This is a genomic window from Dyadobacter sandarakinus (genome assembly GCF_016894445.1).
Classification (GTDB): Bacteria; Bacteroidota; Bacteroidia; order Cytophagales; family Spirosomataceae; genus Dyadobacter; species Dyadobacter sandarakinus.
Window position 1 is genome coordinate 2,646,704 of record NZ_CP056775.1, and the last position, 17,612, is coordinate 2,664,315.

14 protein-coding genes are annotated in these 17,612 nt (G+C 48.0%); 9 read left to right on the forward strand and 5 right to left on the reverse strand.

Annotated elements, in window-relative coordinates; all coding sequences use genetic code 11:
* The 6 genes from HWI92_RS10580 to HWI92_RS10605 all read left to right on the forward strand — a co-directional run bounded on the left by HWI92_RS10580 (position 1) and on the right by HWI92_RS10605 (position 4,802).
* Positions 1-2,028, forward strand: a complete 2,028-nt coding sequence (locus tag HWI92_RS10580; RefSeq protein ID WP_204663506.1) for an alpha/beta hydrolase — start codon at positions 1-3, stop codon at positions 2,026-2,028.
* 5 nt (positions 2,029-2,033) lie between these two features.
* Positions 2,034-2,321, forward strand: a complete 288-nt coding sequence (locus tag HWI92_RS10585; RefSeq protein WP_204663507.1) for an ACT domain-containing protein — start codon at positions 2,034-2,036, stop codon at positions 2,319-2,321.
* A 63-nt stretch (positions 2,322-2,384) separates the two neighbouring features.
* Complete coding sequence (gene agaR / locus HWI92_RS10590; RefSeq protein WP_138364701.1) at positions 2,385-3,143, forward strand: transcriptional repressor AgaR; 759 nt, start codon at positions 2,385-2,387, stop codon at positions 3,141-3,143.
* 92 nt (positions 3,144-3,235) lie between these two features.
* Entirely contained in the window at positions 3,236-3,595 is a 360-nt protein-coding gene (locus tag HWI92_RS10595) for a type II toxin-antitoxin system RelE/ParE family toxin (protein ID WP_204663509.1), read from the forward strand.
* Positions 3,592-3,906: a helix-turn-helix domain-containing protein gene (locus tag HWI92_RS10600; protein WP_204663511.1), complete on the forward strand. Its 315-nt coding sequence runs from the start codon at positions 3,592-3,594 to the stop codon at positions 3,904-3,906. The genes HWI92_RS10595 and HWI92_RS10600 overlap by 4 nt, the downstream gene beginning before the upstream one ends.
* A 41-nt stretch (positions 3,907-3,947) precedes the next feature.
* Positions 3,948-4,802 (forward strand): HEPN domain-containing protein, encoded by an 855-nt coding sequence (locus tag HWI92_RS10605; RefSeq protein ID WP_204663513.1) that lies wholly within the window; start codon positions 3,948-3,950, stop codon positions 4,800-4,802.
* A gap of 14 nt (positions 4,803-4,816) precedes the next feature.
* Here the strand turns inward: HWI92_RS10605 and HWI92_RS10610 are convergent, their stop codons facing one another.
* Together HWI92_RS10610 and HWI92_RS10615 are read right to left on the reverse strand one after the other, a co-directional pair.
* The gene (locus tag HWI92_RS10610; protein WP_204663515.1) at positions 4,817-5,713 is read right to left on the reverse strand and encodes an Rpn family recombination-promoting nuclease/putative transposase; all 897 of its coding nucleotides are present in this window, start codon (positions 5,711-5,713) and stop codon (positions 4,817-4,819) included.
* A 39-nt stretch (positions 5,714-5,752) separates the two neighbouring features.
* Positions 5,753-6,244 carry a DoxX family protein gene (locus HWI92_RS10615; protein WP_374757885.1) on the reverse strand — a complete coding sequence of 164 codons (492 nt, stop codon included), beginning with the start codon at positions 6,242-6,244 and terminating at the stop codon, positions 5,753-5,755.
* Positions 6,245-6,411: 167 nt separating this feature from the next.
* Here HWI92_RS10615 and HWI92_RS10620 point away from each other — a divergent pair, with 167 nt between their 5' ends.
* The 3 genes from HWI92_RS10620 to HWI92_RS10630 all read left to right on the forward strand — a co-directional run bounded on the left by HWI92_RS10620 (position 6,412) and on the right by HWI92_RS10630 (position 13,700).
* On the forward strand, positions 6,412-8,736 hold the full coding sequence (locus HWI92_RS10620; RefSeq protein WP_229249301.1) for a beta-N-acetylhexosaminidase: 2,325 nt from the start codon (positions 6,412-6,414) through the stop codon (positions 8,734-8,736).
* 255 nt (positions 8,737-8,991) lie between these two features.
* Positions 8,992-12,195: a SusC/RagA family TonB-linked outer membrane protein gene (locus HWI92_RS10625; protein ID WP_229249302.1), complete on the forward strand. Its 3,204-nt coding sequence runs from the start codon at positions 8,992-8,994 to the stop codon at positions 12,193-12,195.
* 29 nt (positions 12,196-12,224) lie between these two features.
* Positions 12,225-13,700 carry a RagB/SusD family nutrient uptake outer membrane protein gene (locus HWI92_RS10630; RefSeq protein WP_204663519.1) on the forward strand — a complete coding sequence of 492 codons (1,476 nt, stop codon included), beginning with the start codon at positions 12,225-12,227 and terminating at the stop codon, positions 13,698-13,700.
* A gap of 107 nt (positions 13,701-13,807) precedes the next feature.
* On the opposite strand, the gene HWI92_RS10635 is transcribed toward HWI92_RS10630, so the two are convergent.
* The 3 genes from HWI92_RS10635 to HWI92_RS10645 form a co-directional block, all read right to left on the reverse strand.
* On the reverse strand, positions 13,808-14,830 hold the full coding sequence (locus HWI92_RS10635) for an LLM class flavin-dependent oxidoreductase (RefSeq protein WP_204663521.1): 1,023 nt from the start codon (positions 14,828-14,830) through the stop codon (positions 13,808-13,810).
* Between the two features lie 233 nt (positions 14,831-15,063).
* The gene (locus HWI92_RS10640) at positions 15,064-15,795 is read right to left on the reverse strand and encodes a GntR family transcriptional regulator (RefSeq protein WP_204663523.1); all 732 of its coding nucleotides are present in this window, start codon (positions 15,793-15,795) and stop codon (positions 15,064-15,066) included.
* A gap of 64 nt (positions 15,796-15,859) precedes the next feature.
* On the reverse strand, positions 15,860-17,611 hold the full coding sequence (locus tag HWI92_RS10645; protein ID WP_204663525.1) for a class I mannose-6-phosphate isomerase: 1,752 nt from the start codon (positions 17,609-17,611) through the stop codon (positions 15,860-15,862).
* Between the last annotated feature and the right edge of the window lies 1 nt (position 17,612).

Genomic DNA, 17,612 nt, shown 5'->3' on the forward strand with positions numbered 1-17,612 from the left:
ATGATGACTTCCTTAAATCCTGCTTTTCACTTTTTCAAATACAATGTCCGCCGTGCAATATTACTGGCAACATTGCTAGCTTTTACATTGCCACTAGTTCAGGCGCAGCCGTCGCGGTCGAAAGGCATTATTGAAGATGGGAAACATTACAGCAAAGTATTTAAAGAGGAGCGCAACTTTCGGCTGATTTTGCCTGCGGATTACCACCAGCATCCCGAGCGGCGGTATCCGGTGATTTACTATTTTCATGGGAATGCGGGGCGGTTTAATGGTCCGGCGGAGGGGGAAGTTTCGCGCTCGGGTGAGGCGCGGTATTACGATGATTTCAATGGAAATTACGAGCGTACCGGGCCGGATTCGCTGGATAATTTTACGAGCTATGTGGCTGACAATGATGTGATCATCGCGAAGTGGGACGGCTATGTGCCCGCGCAATATCCACGTCCATACGACATTGCGCCGGTGAAGGAAGACCGGCAGTTTGTGGACTATTTCCCTGAATTTGTAGAGTACATAGATGCAAATTACCGCACCAAAGCGTACCGGGAGGCGCGGGCGGTTTCAGGGCTGAGCATGGGCGGGTTTATGTCGATGCTCGTGGCTTCGAAATATCCGCATTTGCTGTCGAGCGCCTCGTTTTTCTGTCCGTCGGCTTCCTTTACAGTTGGACCGAAGGCTTTGCAGATTTACACGCCATTTAAAGAAATGGGCCGAAATTTTGTGGGTATGCCGATTCGGATGCACTTAGGTAGCAAGGATTTTCTGCGCCAGCATGACCAGGAAATTGATGATGCCTATAAAACCTTAGAGCTGAACTACGAGAGCTGGCATTACGGCATCGGCTATTTCAGGGGATTTCACAATGCGGTGAATATTAAAAGTCAGTTTGATTTTCACATGCATTACTTCCGCATGCCGCTGGCAAAACCGGATAAATGGCATCATATTGATCTTTATCCCAACTTTTCAGTCTGGAATTATGAGGTAAAAACTGATCGAAAAGTTCCAGGATTTACTTTGCTGGACGATGTGCGGCGGGAAGGATTTAGTTTGCAAACAAAAAAATGGCTCCCCGACGGCCCGACCTTGCCGGGCTTATCCGTCAATATTACGACGGACAGCATTTACAAACCCAACACCACTTTTGAACTTCTTGAACTGAATGTTCCTACCCGAAAAATCACCCACAAAAACCTGCGCAGCGACCTAAAGGGACGTATTCAATGGCAGGGAAACAGCGAGCACAGCAACATTGGAATTTACAAAAACGGGGATCCTGGCCACATTACCTTGGCTACCTATACGCTTGACCGGCAGATGCCCGGCGTCGGGGATATCGTTTCTTTAACTCCATTATTGTTTAATAAAGGCGGCGCGGCGGTGGACTCGGTACGCATAGAGCTGATTGCGCAGGATCAAGATGTCGAGGTGATGGATCCCGCGATTACAGTTGGGAAGATTTTGCAAGGTACTTTGTATGATAAAACTGCATTTAAAATTAGGTCACGAAATGCGAATTTAGACCGCGCGAAGCTGAAATTATTGCTCACTTATCAGGGCAAAAAAGATCAGTTTTTGCTGGAAGTGCCCTTTTATTCACCTGAAAAAACATTGACAAAATTTGAGATCGCAGATGGTCGCAATGTCAATCTCGAAGTCGAAAACCAAACACGGGTTGGAGAGGGAAATGGCGACGGAACCGTCAATCCGGGCGAGTGGATCAGCATTTTCACCAAATCAGAGCTTGATTCGCTGCATGATTTTGGCTTGCAGCTTTTTACCGAAGATCCTAATGTAATGATGGAAAACCGTCGCATGCTCTTTTTCGCCCGCGCCGACTGGTCGGGTGCGCAGCGGCTTACTTCCCAGGTGCAGATCAGGAAAGATTGCCCGGATGGGCATGAAATCAAATTTTATGGCATTTACGAATATCCCAAAACCGGCAACACGCGCCGCGATAGCCATGGGGCACATTCGTTTATCCATGAAACCAGGCGTGTTTCTTTTACTGTGAAGGTCAAAAAATAGATCCGATGGAAAACCAGTTTGCCGGGTCTAGCCGGATATCGATCTACGTCACAGACACGAATAACATGCTGAGCAGACTATTGCAGGTATTTGGCAAAAGCCGCTTTGAGGTCAGCTACATGCAGGTTTTTAAAACAGAGGACGAACACCTGAAACTGATCGTCGTGGAGGCGACATTTCCCAAAGAGATGATGACGCTGATCCTGGAACGCATTGAAAAGATCATTGAAGTGCACCGGGCTTTTTCGCACCCTGATGAAGCTGAAATTCCGTCGACGGGCAGGAACGGTTAGTCCTGGTTCTACAAAGGCATTCCCCGGATGTTGCTACATTTACAAATAAAATGAATTGTTACCATGAAAAAGACTGCGCAGCGTCGTTCGCTTATCCTGCAAAAACTCGATGAACTGGGTGAAGTAAATGTGAATGATTTAAGTGAAATGCTGGAAGTGAGTGAAGTCACGATCCGCAATGATCTGGACAAGCTGGAAAATAGCAATCTGCTCGTGCGGGCTCATGGCGGGGCATTCAAAACCAACAACATAGCCCTGACCGTTACCGAAAAAAGGAACATTAACCACGACATCAAACGGCTGATCGGCAAGAAGGCCGTGTCGCTGATCAATGAGGAAGACAGCATTATTCTGGACTCGGGCACCACGACTTTTGAAATCTCCAACAACCTTGAAAAATTTAAAAACCTGACCGTCATCAGTAACGCGCTGGACATTGTGAACAACCTGGCCCAGTACGAAAACTTGCAGGTATATATGCCGGGCGGCTACCTCAAAGAATTCTCAATGTCGCTCGTCGGCCCGATGGCGGAGCGGAATTTTAAGCAACTATACTGCAACAAACTTTTCCTCGGAATCGACGGAATTAAGGCCAATACGGGCTTTTTCACCCACTACATGGAAGAGGCCTACCTCAACCAGATCATGATCGACATCGCTGAAGAAGTCATCATCGTAACTGATTCTTCCAAATTCAAAAAGTCAGGGCTGGCGTTTATTTGTGGTTTTGATAAGATTAATAAGGTGGTGACGGATGATAAGATTGAGGAGGCGGATTTGCGGATGCTGAAACAGCATAATATTGAGGTGATTATTGCGTGAGGGGCCACGCGCCCGATCTGTCCTAAAATTATAGAATTCGAGTTTCGCTTTAAAGAAACTTTTATATATTTGCTTTATAGACACACCTATATATGAACAAGCTTTTTGAAATTCTGATTTTAGAAGAGGCGCTTGAATTTCTGACTGGACTTGACAAGAAGCATTCTGAGAAAATACTCTTTAACATTCGTAAATCACAGGTCAAAACTGATCCTGAACTTTTCAAGAAACTCACCGATGAAATCTGGGAGTTCAGGACACTTTATCAAGGTCTTCAATATAGGCTTCTGGCGTTTTGGGACAAAACTTTACCTACTGATACCTTGGTAGTTTCCACACATGGATTTATAAAAAAGAGAAGTAAAGTTGCGCATAAGGAAATCCAAAAGGCACTTACCATGCGAACTGAATACTTTTCGAACAAACAAAAGGAAAACAACAAGAGAAAATGAAAACGTACACATTGGACGAAGTTCAGGATAAACTTCTCGGTAAAGTCGGGACACCAGAACGGGACAAATTTGAATACGAGTTACAAATGGACCTGATCGGCAAGGCTATAAAAGAGACCAGAAAAGAAAGAAATTTGACGCAAGAAGAATTAGGGAAATTAATTGGTGTGCAGAAAGCGCAAATTTCAAGACTCGAAAGCAATGCTAGTAATGTTACAATGGATACATTGCTAAGAGTTTTTACAGCTTTAAAAGCCAAGGTGAAGCTGCAAGTTGAGTTGCCAAACTTAAAAATCAGTATTGGAGAATAGTCTATTTTAAATATGAATAAACACACTAAAACTCGATAAGATTGAAATCCTCCCTCTCCCACCTACCCAAAGAAAAGCAGGAAGAATTAAAAGTCCTCACCAAAATTATTCTTGACAAAATACCCGCTGAAATGATCATTCTTTTTGGAAGTCATGCGCGTGGTGATTGGGTGGAGGACTTTCAGGAGACTTATGAATATGTGAGTGACTTTGATATTCTGGTCGTTACTAAAGATAGGAAAGCTGCAAGAGGACATAAGAAATGGCAGGAATTAGATAAGGCACTAGCGGCTAATCAGGACATTACCAAAACTAATATCATTCAACATAGCGTTTGGTTTGTGAATGACAAAATCGAGCGGAACTTCTATTTCTTCGTGGATATTTTCAAGGAAGGAATTATGCTTTTTGATTCCGGAAATTTCAGTTTATCCGAGCCGAAAGAATTGAGTCCGCAGGAAAGACAAAAGAAAGCGATAAATTCTTTTGGCCATTGGTTTAAAAGAGGAAATGACTTTCAAAAATATGCTGATTTGGCAATGCAAAATGAAGACAACAATTTTTCGGTATTCAATCTTCATCAAACAACAGAAACATATTATGCAGCCATACTTCTCGTTTTCACCGACTACAAGCCCCGAACTCACGATATTGAAGAATTAGGAAAACAAGTTGAGAATCTTCATTCAGATTTTAAAACTGTTTTCCCTAAAAATACACCTGAAGAGGCTCGTCTATTCAAACTTCTCAAAAAAGCATATATTGACGCGCGCTATGAAATCAACTACAAGATTGAGAAAGGGGAATTGGAATATTTATCCGATCGTGTGAAGTTGCTAAGGGATTTGACGGAGCGGATATGTAAGGGGTGTATTGCGAAGTTTACGGAAAAATAAAAAGTAAACTCCTATTATGATTCTGAGGTCATTGATTCCCGAATCTCCGCGATGTAATCTATTCTCACATTCATTGCAGAAGCAATTTGTTCATCGGTAAGCACTGCCTGCTTAATCAGATTCTTTACAGCCTCACAAGTAGTTTCTTGTTTGCCTTTTTCCTTGAATACTTCTAAAATATCCATAATCGCGTCTTTGTTTTGATTTCCTAATAATGTAAAGAGGTCATCAATTTGTTTTTCGGTAAGAGGATTTCCATCCAATGTATAAACAACGAGGCTATTTTGCAAGTTCTTCCCCATCCCACTTGCCAGCGTCAAAATGGTTGGAAGTAATGCATTCAACTGTTCTTTAAACGCAATATGTTTCATAGCCAGCAGGGACGCAGCCAAAAATTTATTGTGCAGCTCCTGGATTTCTTCATCAGAAATCTCGCCCAGGTTATGGAAAATATATTGGTAATCAGGCACAAACCCACGCAATGCTGGTTCCACATTTTCGAAGATATCCGCCAGCGTTTTGTACTCCCACCGGTCTTTGCCGTGGTAAAGGAGAATCGGAATGATTAGCGAGGGACTTTCTTTGTTGCTGATCTGCTTTAAAAGTCCGGAAAAAATGTAGCTGCCAATCTGGATCGGTACGTATTTGTCGACGTAGCTTTTGTGTTCGACGAGTAACGAGATCTTTACCTCTCCGTCGCCGCCTGCTCTTTTGCAGGTGTACACAATATCAGATATGGATTTTTGCAGTTCCTTGGAAATGTATGTATCAGGAAGTTGCTGAAAGGTTGAGAAATCAAGCAGATCCTGGATATTTCTCGGAATGCAGGATTGGAAATAGTCGAGGGCGATCTGCCGGTTACCCATGATGGCCCTGATAAAGGTGTCATGTTTTTGTGTGTGCTTGTCCATGCGGCAAATATAGAAATTGACGCATGAACAAGACAAACGTTAGCGCGTACTAGCCAGCGCCCACCAGATCAGAACCGGCTGAAAAAACAATCTGCCAAAACGTTTTTTATCTGTGTCAAGTCCAAATGCGTCCCTTTTGTGGGTGTATTGGGCGATATTGCCGGGGAAGACGGCGGTAAAAAATGCAGCAGCGAACTTACCGACTTTTGCACGATGCTTTGCGGGTGTGGCGATTAGCGCGGCCCCGAGTGCAATTTCCGCGAACCCGGAATAAACCACCGTATCGTCCGTTTTGAGTGGAACAAAGTCAGGGACTTGCGCCCGGAATTCTTTTCTGGCAAATGTTAAATGACTGATGCCTGCGTAAACCAGGCTAGCGCCCAGTAATATTCTTCCTGCGGTTTTTAGGTCTTGATTGTCCATGTTGTTGTGTCGTTTTCCGGAACGTCTCAATAACTGTACCCACATTTCCTGGAATCTCACTGTCACACGGGAAACAGCTTCTGCAAAATCCTCTAACTCACTACGCAAAACTGTATGGCACACCTCAGCTGAAAATTGACCAGAAAGTTTCGTTTCCTTGTCTTTTTGTTTTTAATTGCAAATAAATGCTTGTCATAAGTTTGATAGATCAACACTTGTGCGGCGTGCAATGCTCTTCGAATACTATTCCTAACCAACCCTTAATACTTCCAGCTTTGAACTTTGTTACAACTTTCCCACAAAACCGAAAGATCAGCGCAGGCAAAATGCTTTTCCTGGCCTGCTGTCTTTTTCTAACAACAAGCACAGTAAACGCCCAGGTCAAAACTTCAAAGGCAGCCACCACAAAAAACATTGATCCCGGATCTGCCTTACTCCCACTCCCACAGCAGGCTGCGCTGACCAGGAAAATGTTCACCATCAACAAAAAATGGAAAATTGTAGCCGATCCGGCATCGGCCAAAGAGCAGGCGAGCTTGCAGGAAGGCTTGAAAGAGGCGGGCCTTACATTGAATAATGCCTCAGGCGCATCAGGGACCGCTCCGGCTATCCGGCTCGTGGTGCAACCCGGATCCGTAAACATTGGCGCAAGCGTGGATACCAACCGTGCGGCGCTTACTCGTCAGGCCTACAAGCTGAGCCTGAAGCCAGGCAATGTGACCATTACGGCCAATGCTACGCAGGGCTTGTACTATGGTGTGCAAACGTTTTTACAGTTGCTCCGCGAGCAGGCGCCTCAAATGCAGCTGCCGGAAGGTGAGATTACCGACTGGCCGAATGTGGAAGTCCGGATGATTTATTGGGACGACGCTCACCACCTGGAAAAAATGAGTGCATTGAAGCGAATTATCAAACAGGCCTCTACCTATAAAATCAACGCGTTTTCAATTAAACTGGAAGGTCATTTTCAATACAAATCGGCTCCTGCGATCGTGGAGCCGTATGCATTAACACCTGCTGAGTACCAGGAACTGGCAGATTATGCAAATGCGTACTACGTGGACATGGTACCTTTTTTGGATGCGCCTGCGCACGTTTCTTTTATCCTCAAACATCCGGAATACCGGAAGCTGCGACTGATTGATGACATAAATTACCAGTTTTCGGTCACCAATCCGGAGACATTCAAGCTCCTGGATGCCATGTTCAGTGAGCTGATCAATGCGAGCAAAGGCAGCAAATACATCATTTTTTCAAATGATGAAGCCTACTACACCGGCAAAGCACCGTCGGAAAAAGCGATGGCCGACAGCCTTGGCGGAAACGGGCGACTACTGGCCTGGTTTATCAAAAAAATGGCTGACAGGCTGCATGAGCAGGGCCGCACGGTTTTGTTCTGGGGTGAATTTCCTTTGCGAAAAGAGGATATTACAGCCTTGCCGACACATCTGGTGGACGGGGTTTATAACAAGGAAATCGCGGCTGAGTATAAGAAACACGGCATTCGCCAGTTTGTCTATACCGCCACGCAGGGCGCCGAGCCCATTTTTCCAAACTACTACCCGCTGCATACCAAGTCGGCCGTGATGGCGGATGGAAGTGACCGCTCCTCGGGCCGGGTGGCAGATATGATGAAGGAAATCAATACGGCTTTTGCCGACAACCTGTCGTCTTTTGCGGGCGTGGTGATTGCCGGCTGGGCCGATGCAGGGCTGCATCCGGAGACATTCTGGCTGGGCTATGCGACGGCTACGGCTGCTGGGTGGAACAGCAAAAACCTGACTCCCGAAAATGCTTCTGCGCGGTTTATGAATGCTTTTTACGGACCAAAGCAGAAAGATATGGATAGCATTTACCACGTCCTGAGCGAGCAGGCCGAGTTCCATACTGAAAGCTGGGACTGGATCCCGTCAACCTGGCGGCCCATGATCAAGGGAAATTCGGACAGCCTTTTTGTGCATCCTGAAAGAGATCAAACCCTGCCCCTACTACCCGTGCCGTTAGCTGGCACACTGGCGATTGCGGACAAAACTCATCCCGTCAATACCGCGCGCCTCGCTACTGCAAAAGCCATGCTCCCACGTAATAAATATGCGCTCCAATTGATTCGGGACAACAAATCGCTTGTCAAATCCCAGCTTTATAATCTGGAAGTGCTCGAATCAGTAGCCGCAATCTGCGGACAGAATTTGCGGATGCTGGTAACATTGAACCAGGTGACGGATTTGCTGCAAAAAGCTTCAACTACCGGCGCAACTAACTCAACCCAGGCAATCAAGCAGCTGGATGCCGCCATGGACATGATCAGCAAATTGAAAACACAGCGCGACAGTACACTGGCATTCGTAGAAAAAATATGGTTTAAAGAATGGCAGCCGCTCGTGGAAGAAGCCAACGGACGTAAGTTTTTGTTTGAGGTGGACGACATCAAAGATCATCAGCCGGTGCGCACCATCGATCTTAGCTATTTAATTTACAGGGAATTGCATTATCCGCTGGAAGAGTGGTGGAGCAATGTGCAGAAAGTCAGGAATGAATATGCGCAGCAGCACAAGTTGCCGGTCGTGAATAAAACACTGAACTGGCAGCAATACCGGTAGGTACCACTGCGTCGCCGATTTTTTTCGACTATACCAAAAATGCTTCCAGCCTGAACCCTGGAAGCATTTTCTTTTTTGTCACAATCAGATCAAGAATATTCGTCAAAACCTCCGTTACCTTTCTTTTTAATTCGATAATATTATTTTTTTCTTATGAAAAGATTTTACATTTAATAAAAACATTATATTTGTTTCGATACCTTTCGATTCTACCATTTCTAGACCACTAACCTTCCATACCTTATGGGAAAAAAAATGTTTACTAAATCTGCCAATCACTTCCGCGATGTCTGCGGTGTGCCTTTGGGACTACTCTTTAAAGTATTTGTACTGTTCTTTTGCTACACCAGCGCTCAGGCTCAGACTTCCGGCCGGACTGGCCAAGTTACTGTGAGCGGACAGGTTACCGAAAAAGCAACCGGTCAGCCGCTCGTCGGCGTGTCGATCCGGGTGAAAGGCGGCACCGACGGTGTGGCTTCGGATGCAGGTGGAAATTATAAGATCCAGGTGCCGGCAAACAGCACACTTTTATTTACGTATATAGGTTACGGTGACCTGGAAGAACCGGTAGGAAACCGCTCCACCATATCACCTCAGCTCGAAAGCAGCGACAAAGCGCTGAATGAAGTCGTGGTAGTAGGTTACGGAAGCCAGCAGAAGCGCGAGCTGACCGGCTCGATTGCCTCGGTAAGCTCCCGGCAGTTGCAGGACCGTGCAGTAGTTTCCTTCGGCGAAGCGCTGGCGGGCCAGATGGCCGGTGTACAGGTGCAGCAGACTTCGGCCGCACCAGGCGGTGGTATTTCCCTGAAAATCAGAGGAACCGGCTCTATCACAGCGGGTAACCAGCCTTTGTATGTGGTGGATGGCGTGCCGCTGGACAACTCGGTGAGCAGTGCAGGGGCACAGGGTGGTGATATCGGTGACCAGTCTCCGGTAAACCCGCTGGCGAGCATTAACCCTGGTGACATTCAATCAATTGATGTATTGAAAGATGCTTCGGCAACTTCTATTTACGGATCACGCGGCTCCAATGGTGTGGTTCTGATCACAACCAAAACAGGCGCAGCCGGAAAATCGCAGATCAGCATCAATGCCAGCTACGGTTTTCAGGAGATCGGTAAGAAGGTGGGCATCATGAGCAACCAGCAATATGCACAGCGGCAGATTGACCAGCGCAATACCGACTGGGTGCGCGCAGGCGGAAAAGCAACTGACCCCAATTCGGTAAGAAGCGGACCTCAGTTTAAAATCCCTGACGAATTCAAAAACGCAGCCTCCCTCCCATTTACGGACTGGCAAGACCTGCTTTACCGCCGGGCACCCATGCAAAACTACCAGATCGCAGCCTCTGGCGGCACTGAAAATGCGCGGTACTACCTGTCAGGAAATTACCAGAACCAAGAAGGGATCGTGATCAATTCAGGTTTCAAGAAATATGCATTTCGTCTGAATGTGGATGCCAAAGTAACCGACAAAGTAAAAGTCGGCTTCCGTGTGGCTCCGTCTTATACCAATAACCGCATCGCCACCACCGGCGGGATCCAGGATTATGGTGCAGTAGCTACCACGGTCATGTCGGTTCCGGGCATATACCCTTCCAGAAATGCGGATGGCAGCTATGCTACTTCTTACACGCTGCATTACGACGACGGTACCACGCAGAACATCACTTACAACAATGCACTGGCTTTCGGGGAAGGCATCAAGAACACCATGAACCAGTTCAGCACGGTGGGTAGCTTGTTTACCACGATTGACATTGTAAAAAACCTGCAATTCAAAACGAGTATCAATGCGGATGTGAATACGTTCAGCAACAACAAGTTTTCACCTTCATTTATCAGTGTAAACCCATCGTTCGGCCGGTCGTACGCAGCGACCAATATCAGCTGGATCAATGAAAATACGCTGACTTACGACAACAGTTTTGCAGAGCGCCATCATTTGAATGTGCTCGTGGGTTTGACCGAACAAAAGTCATCCTTCAACTCCACAGCCGTTAATGCCAACAATTTTCCTAACGACCTGGTACCGACCCTGAATGCAGGTATCGTGACCGGCGGTAGCTCCATCCGCTCGCAGTGGACATTGCTGTCGCTTTTGAGCCGCGCTACTTACAATCTGGATGAAAAGTATTTCCTGACCGCCACATTCCGCCGCGACGGTTCGTCCCGCTTTGGTTCGGACAACAAGTGGGGTAACTTCCCTTCGGCTTCTGTGGGATGGAGAATCGGGCAGGAAAAGTTTTTGGCTGATGTAGCTGCACTCAGCGAGTTGAAGGTGCGCGCGAGCTATGGTCTGATCGGAAACAACCAGATCCCTGACTATGCTTCGGTGGGATTGATTTACGGCAGCAATTACATCCTGGGCTCAGGCGACGGCTCCATCGCCAGCGGTTTGGCGCAGGGATCTCTGGGCAATGCAAACTTAGGATGGGAAAAAGCCAAAGAAGTGGATCTGGGATTGGATTTGGGTCTTTTTCAAAACCGCATTTTCCTGAATGTAGATTACTACAACAAGCTGACATCGGATTTGCTTTTGAACGTTCCGGTGCCGCTTTCAACAGGTTATGAAACTGCTTTGCGTAACCTGGGAAGTCTGCGTAACAAAGGACTTGAACTTGCCCTGGAAACACGGAATTTCAAAAACGCGAATTTCACCTGGACAACCAATGCCAATATTTCCTTTAACAGAAACAAAGTGGAATCACTCGGCGCAGGAGGCACACCCATTATTGTCGCAAACCGTGCCCAGGAAAACTCTTTGACCCACATTACGCAGATCGGTCAACCGCTGGGAAGCTATTACGGCTACATTTTTGACGGCGTTTATAATACCATTGAGGAAGTGAATGCATCGGCACACTTACCAAATACCTACGCCGGGGATGCCAAATTCAGGGATCTGAACGGTGACGGACAGATCAACGATTCTGACAAAACGATCATTGGCAACAACCTTCCGAAATTCACTTACGGTATGACGAACAGCTTCACACTGGGCAACTTCGACTTCGGGTTCTCGTTGCAGGGTGTTCAGGATGTGGAAGTGATGAACCTCACCAAACGCAGTGCCTACCGCAACAACGGAACGATTTCGGTGAACTACTGGCGGTCGCCGGAAGAACCGGGTGATGGCAGAACGTTTGGTGCAGGAAGCTCGGCCAATAACCGTACGATCTCTTCGTACCTCGTAGACGATGCCTCTTTCCTGCGCATCCGGAACGTGACCATCGGCTACCGGCTTGGCAAAGTGCTGAACGGAACCATCCTGAAAAATGCGCGGGTGTACATGAACATCCAAAACCTGCACACTTTCACCAAATACTCGGGCTACAATCCGGAAGTGAACACCACCGAGGGTGATCCGTGGATCTCGTCTGCGCTTACGCCGGGTATCGACTACGGTACCTACCCGATGGCACGCACGATTGTATTTGGACTTAACCTTGGTTTTTAAACCCAGCCCAACCTTTAACATTGACTGACATGATCTCAAAAAATATAAAAATAGCTGTCGCGCTGGTTGTCCTGGCTTTTTCAGGCACTTCCTGCGAAGAGTTCCTCGAATCAAAACCCATCTCGCAGATCGGTGAAACGGATTTCTTCAAAACTGAATCTGATTTCGGCCAGGCCGTCGTGGGTGCCTACTCCGCTTTTTCACAGGTGTATTCGGGAAATGGTTACTATCACTTGCTGGTGGACCTTCGCTCTGACAATAGCAGCGAGCTTGTCGCGGGTGCGTCGGGCAATGATGCCAAAAGAAACATCGACGAGTTCCGTGAGACAACCGATAATGAGCACCTTACTGCATTCTGGCAGAACAGCTACACATTGATTGCGAGAACCAACAGTATTCTTGCCAAAATCGATGGTTCGACGGTCGGTGATGAATTGAAAAAACAATACACAGGCGAATCACTCACGTTGCGGGCCCTGGCTTATTTCAACCTCGTACGCTTATTCGGCGGCGTTCCGCTGGTAACCGAGCCGGTAACGGATATTGATGCAAGCTATAAAGTAGGTCGTGCGAGCGTGCAGGAAGTTTACGCGCAGATCGAGGCCGACCTTACAAAAGCGGAAGGTTTGGTACCGGTTTCCTATGGCGAGGCCGGTGTCGGCCGGGCCACCAAAGGAGCTGCACAAAGCTTGCTGGGCCAGGTTTATTTAACTCAAAAAAAATACGCTGAGGCTGCTGCTGAGTTCAAGAAAGTAGTGACATCGGGCACTTACAGCCTGCTGCCTGTGTATGCCGACCTGTATAAGGCCGGGCAGCAGGGCAATCCTGAGGCCATCTGGCAGGCACAATATAAAGGTGCTGCAAATGGACTGGGTTCCAACCTTCCCAATCACTTTGCGCCTACCGGCTCAGAAGGGATTACCATTGCATCCGGCGGCGCCTACGGGTTCAACCAGCCCACAGACGACATCGCTGCTGCCTACACGACGGGCGATGTGCGCCGCAACAACATTGCTGACGGTTACACGCAGAATGGCGCATTTGTTGCTGCCAAGTATGTCCGCGGTTATGTAGAGCGCGAAACAGGAGGCGGCTTCGGCGATTCGGGTGCGGACTGGTACGTGATCCGGTACGCTGATATCCTGCTGTATTATGCAGAAGCACTGAATGAATCAAAGAAAGGCCCCGATACCGATGCTTATGCAGCGATCAACCTGGTACGCAAGCGTGCTGGTTTGAAAGAGCTGGCCGGACTGACCTATGATACATTCAAGGCGGCGGTTTACAATGAAGAGCGACTGGAATCTCCTTTTGAAGGCCACCGCTGGTTTGATCTGCTGCGTACCGGACGTGCCATGGAAGTGATGAATGCGAAAGTATCCGGACCTGGTAAGAGTACAGTAGGCATTTCGACGCCGATCAAGGAGTACCAGCTTTTGTACCCGATACCGGCACTCGCTGTCATTACCAGCTCGCCTGCCATTAAACAGAATGACGGTTATTAAAAATAAGGGGAAGCATTAAACATTTCCCCTGCTGTAAAGACACAAAATCCTGCAAGTGCTTGACTTGCAGGATTTCTGTTTTAAAAACGTCTTTGAATCAGCCTAACTTACCGCCAGCCCAAGCCGGGCGCCACATGTTCCAGAATCGCCGAGAGCACATGCACATTGTAGTCAACCCCCAATGTGTTGGGGATGGTCAGCAGCAATGTATCAGCCTCCTGTATAGCCTCATCCTGCGCCAGTTCCTGGATCAGCTTATCGGGTTCGGCAGCGTAGCTTCTGCCAAAAATCGCGCGTTTATCCTGCTCAATCATCCCGATCTTATCCCGGCGGTTGGACTCCTGCCCAAACAGGTAACGGTCCTCATCATTGACAAGTGCGAAAATAGACCGGCTCACTGAAACCCTGGGCTCGCGGGGATGTCCCGCTTTTTTCCAGGCTTCTTTGTATAACCTGATCTGCTCCGCCTGCTGCATATGAAAAGGCTTGCCGCTCTCATCGTATTTCAGCGTGGAACTTTGCAGGTGCATCCCGTTTTCGGCAGCCCACACAGCCGTCGCATTGGATGCTGCCCCCCACCAGATGCGCTCCCTTAATCCCTCGGAATAAGGTTCTAGCCGGAGCAGACCCGGGGGATTCGGGAACATCGGGTTTGGGTTTGGCCGTGCAAATCCTTTTCCTTCCAGCTTTTCCAGGAATTCCAATGTTTTGCGGCGGCCCATATCAGCGTCCGTCTCCCCCTCCTCGGGTTCGTATCCGAAATAGCGCCAGCCGTCGATCACCTGCTCCGGCGATCCTCTGCTGACACCCAGTTGTAATCGTCCGCCCGAAATCAGGTCGGCAGCGCCGGCGTCTTCCACCATGTACAGCGGATTTTCATAACGCATGTCGATCACACCCGTACCAATTTCAATCTTGCTTGTTTTGGCACCAACCGCCGACAGCAAAGGAAAAGGCGACGCCAGCTGGGCTGCAAAATGATGTACACGAAAGTAAGCGCCATCCAAACCGATTTCTTCGGCGGCAACGGCCAGGTCAATGGACTGAAGCAATGTATCGCTCGCTGTCCGGGCCCTGTAAGCCGGATGGCTGGCCCAGTGGCCAAATGATAAAAACCCTATTTTTTTCATAATTCGTCTTTCAGAGTCAGGTTAGAGTAAAAAGGTTATTTTACGCTAAAAGTTCCTTTGCGACGCCCCGGCACTATCCATACCGGTCGGTGAGCTATCTGCCCATTTTGGATATGCTCAATCGTACATCGGGAAGGCGGCGTCACCGTCAGATTGTGCGCTTCAGAACATAGCAGCCACATTCCAACCCTAACGCAGGACAGTAAACGTCAAAAAACAAGCGGGAAGATTAACTATTCCCTGACACTTTCAATGGTGTATACAAAACTGTCAGCCCGGTAGTAGCCGAGGTTGTATTCGATAGGCCTGTCGCCCTGGTCAAAGACAAAACGCTTCCGGAACAATATCGGGCTTCCCACGTCCACTTCCAGCTTGGCAGCAATGAACTTGTCGGCGGCAATAGCCCCTACCTCTTCCTTCGAAAGCGTCGCCACGACCATGTGGTCTTTTTCAAGAATATCATAAAGCGGTCGTTTAAAATCTTCCTCGCCCGTGAGCCCTACCCTCGGGTGGAAATAGGAAATGAAGTAAACGAATGGCCCTTCCACCTTGCCCCTCAGACGTTCGAGTTTCAGGATTTTCTTACCGGGATCAATGGCAAAAAAATTAGCGGTCTTTTCGTCCGGCGTAACCCAGGTGATGTGCAGCTCGAAGTTTTTGACATGGATACCCCGCGCATTCATTTCCTGCGTGAAGCTCAGCCAGTTCTTCGACTTGGAGGTAATCACCGGTTCCGCTACCCTGGTTCCTATCCCCTTTTTCCTGACCAGCAATCCTTCATATACGAGCTTATTCAAAGCCTGGCGCAATGTGGACCTGGATATGGCCAGCTGCCGGGCCAGATCCATTTCATTGGGCAGAAACTTTCCGTTCAGATGCTCGGGATCATTGATCATGGCACGCAGCAGGTTTTCTGCCTGAATGTGCAAAGGGACCGGACTTTTATGATCAATGCTGAGTTTCATGTTCAGGAAATTGGGAAGAATCACAAAAATAGTAATTCCGGATACCTTTCAGTCACCCGCATTTTCAGGTTCTGACGTAAGCTTTTAACGTCGCGCACTGCTTTCCGGCTGATTTTCCGGCCGGCGTGATCGTATAAGCCGTTACATTGGCGGGTACGATGAAGGTTTCGGCATAGTGAATTGTATAGGGTTCAAACAGCCTGTCAGGGCTTTCGACCAGTACTTCATCCCCTGCTACCAGGTTGACCACATGCAGATTTCCATTCGTAACATGGAGCACCTCTGTGTCAAACCAGTGCCTCCTGGTTTCGATAAACTGCGTGGTATGCAGGCCTGTTGACTCCTCGGTCACGTGCTCGCCGGCTGAAATAGTGGTAACGTGATTGACAAGATGCTTTTTTACCCAATCCTCATCCCGCGTATAATCGATTACCTTGCTGCCATGTTCGATGTTGATCGGCCTGGGCTTGCCGTCCAGCCCCAGCCGGCCCCAATCCCACAGCTTGAATGTAAAGATGTAGGGGGTTGCTGATATTTCGAGTACTACGGCATTTTTGCCCGAACAATGGATCGTTCCCGCAGGGATCAGGATATGATCGTGTTTTTTGACCGGCAGCTTATTCACATATTTTTCAGCATCAAAGTCGCTCATTTCGCTTTGTGCTTTTTTCAGATCGTCAATCATCGCTGCGGCATCCACACCTTTACGGGTACCCAGGTATACGCATGCATCTCCCTTTGCTTCCAGAAAATAATAACTTTCATCCTGCGTATAGCTCATCCCGAAGTGCTCCTGAATGTACGCGCGCGTAGGATGCACCTGCAGGCTCAGATTACCGCCTTCCATGGTATCCAGAAAATCAAACCGGATCGGGAACTCTGCCCCGAACTCCCGGACGATGGCTTTTCCAAGCAGCTGCTCCGGGCGAGTCAGGACGAGGTTCATGGACGGAAGCTCAAAAAGGTGATCGCCTACTTTGAAAAGCAGACTGTTTTCTTCGGGCACGCAATCAAATCCCCATGCATAGTTCATGGCATCGCGGTCCAGGTCCACCACTTCTTTGAGCCACTGGCCACCCCACGGTCCGGGATCAAAAAAAGGTACCACTCTGAAAGGACGCGACACGGCCAGCTCCAACCCTTGCCGGTATGTTTCTGCATGTAGCATTTTGGGCTCATCGGCCTTATTGGCATCAATGAAATAGTCGATACGGTCAAAATGCGCCAGCTTGTGCCGGTCCAGCATGCGCCAATCCAGGAAATATCCCTGTTTATATTTAAGTGCAAAACCTGCATTAAGGTTGTCCACGCCAAAGTTGCCCACTTCATTGCGTCTCATCCTCTTCTGTATTTCCCAGCGTGCAAGGTCGGTATAAATCAATACATCGGCCGGTGCAAAAACGGCGGCGCCCTCGCCAAAAACAACGACGATCCCCGATTCAATGGCGCTGATCTGCTGTTTTATCCGGTCGAGCGCGGCTGTATCTAGGTAGTCACTTAATTCAAGGTTATTGATTTTACCAAAAATCTGATCGTCTGTGACAAAAGGGTGAATCATTTCCTGAATATCGGCCTCACTTTTCAAACAGGATCTTGTTTCAAACAATGCGTCAGGCCGGAGATGATTCCTGATGGCATCCAGCATGTCTGCAACATCCACCCCATGATAAAGGTCGATGCAAACAACAGTCCTGGTTTTACTTTTTAACCGCACAAACCGGCTTATTTCAGAAAAAATGAGCTTCCAGCCCGTGAAACACAATGCGGATGATTTGCTTATTTCTATATAGGGAAACTTGTCGTAGGTCGATTGCATG

What these genes read in the sequence shown, in the direction of transcription:
- HWI92_RS10645 (WP_204663525.1), bottom strand. Translation starts at nt 17,611, where the DNA reads ATGCAATCGACCTACGACAAGTTTCCCTATATAGAAATAAGCAAATCA.
- HWI92_RS10580 (WP_204663506.1), top strand. Translation starts at nt 1, where the DNA reads ATGATGACTTCCTTAAATCCTGCTTTTCACTTTTTCAAATACAATGTC.
- agaR (WP_138364701.1), top strand. Translation starts at nt 2,385, where the DNA reads ATGAAAAAGACTGCGCAGCGTCGTTCGCTTATCCTGCAAAAACTCGAT.
- HWI92_RS10610 (WP_204663515.1), bottom strand. Translation starts at nt 5,713, where the DNA reads ATGGACAAGCACACACAAAAACATGACACCTTTATCAGGGCCATCATG.
- HWI92_RS10640 (WP_204663523.1), bottom strand. Translation starts at nt 15,795, where the DNA reads ATGAAACTCAGCATTGATCATAAAAGTCCGGTCCCTTTGCACATTCAG.
- HWI92_RS10600 (WP_204663511.1), top strand. Translation starts at nt 3,592, where the DNA reads ATGAAAACGTACACATTGGACGAAGTTCAGGATAAACTTCTCGGTAAA.
- HWI92_RS10625 (WP_229249302.1), top strand. Translation starts at nt 8,992, where the DNA reads ATGTTTACTAAATCTGCCAATCACTTCCGCGATGTCTGCGGTGTGCCT.
- HWI92_RS10595 (WP_204663509.1), top strand. Translation starts at nt 3,236, where the DNA reads ATGAACAAGCTTTTTGAAATTCTGATTTTAGAAGAGGCGCTTGAATTT.
- HWI92_RS10635 (WP_204663521.1), bottom strand. Translation starts at nt 14,830, where the DNA reads ATGAAAAAAATAGGGTTTTTATCATTTGGCCACTGGGCCAGCCATCCG.
- HWI92_RS10630 (WP_204663519.1), top strand. Translation starts at nt 12,225, where the DNA reads ATGATCTCAAAAAATATAAAAATAGCTGTCGCGCTGGTTGTCCTGGCT.
- HWI92_RS10585 (WP_204663507.1), top strand. Translation starts at nt 2,034, where the DNA reads ATGGAAAACCAGTTTGCCGGGTCTAGCCGGATATCGATCTACGTCACA.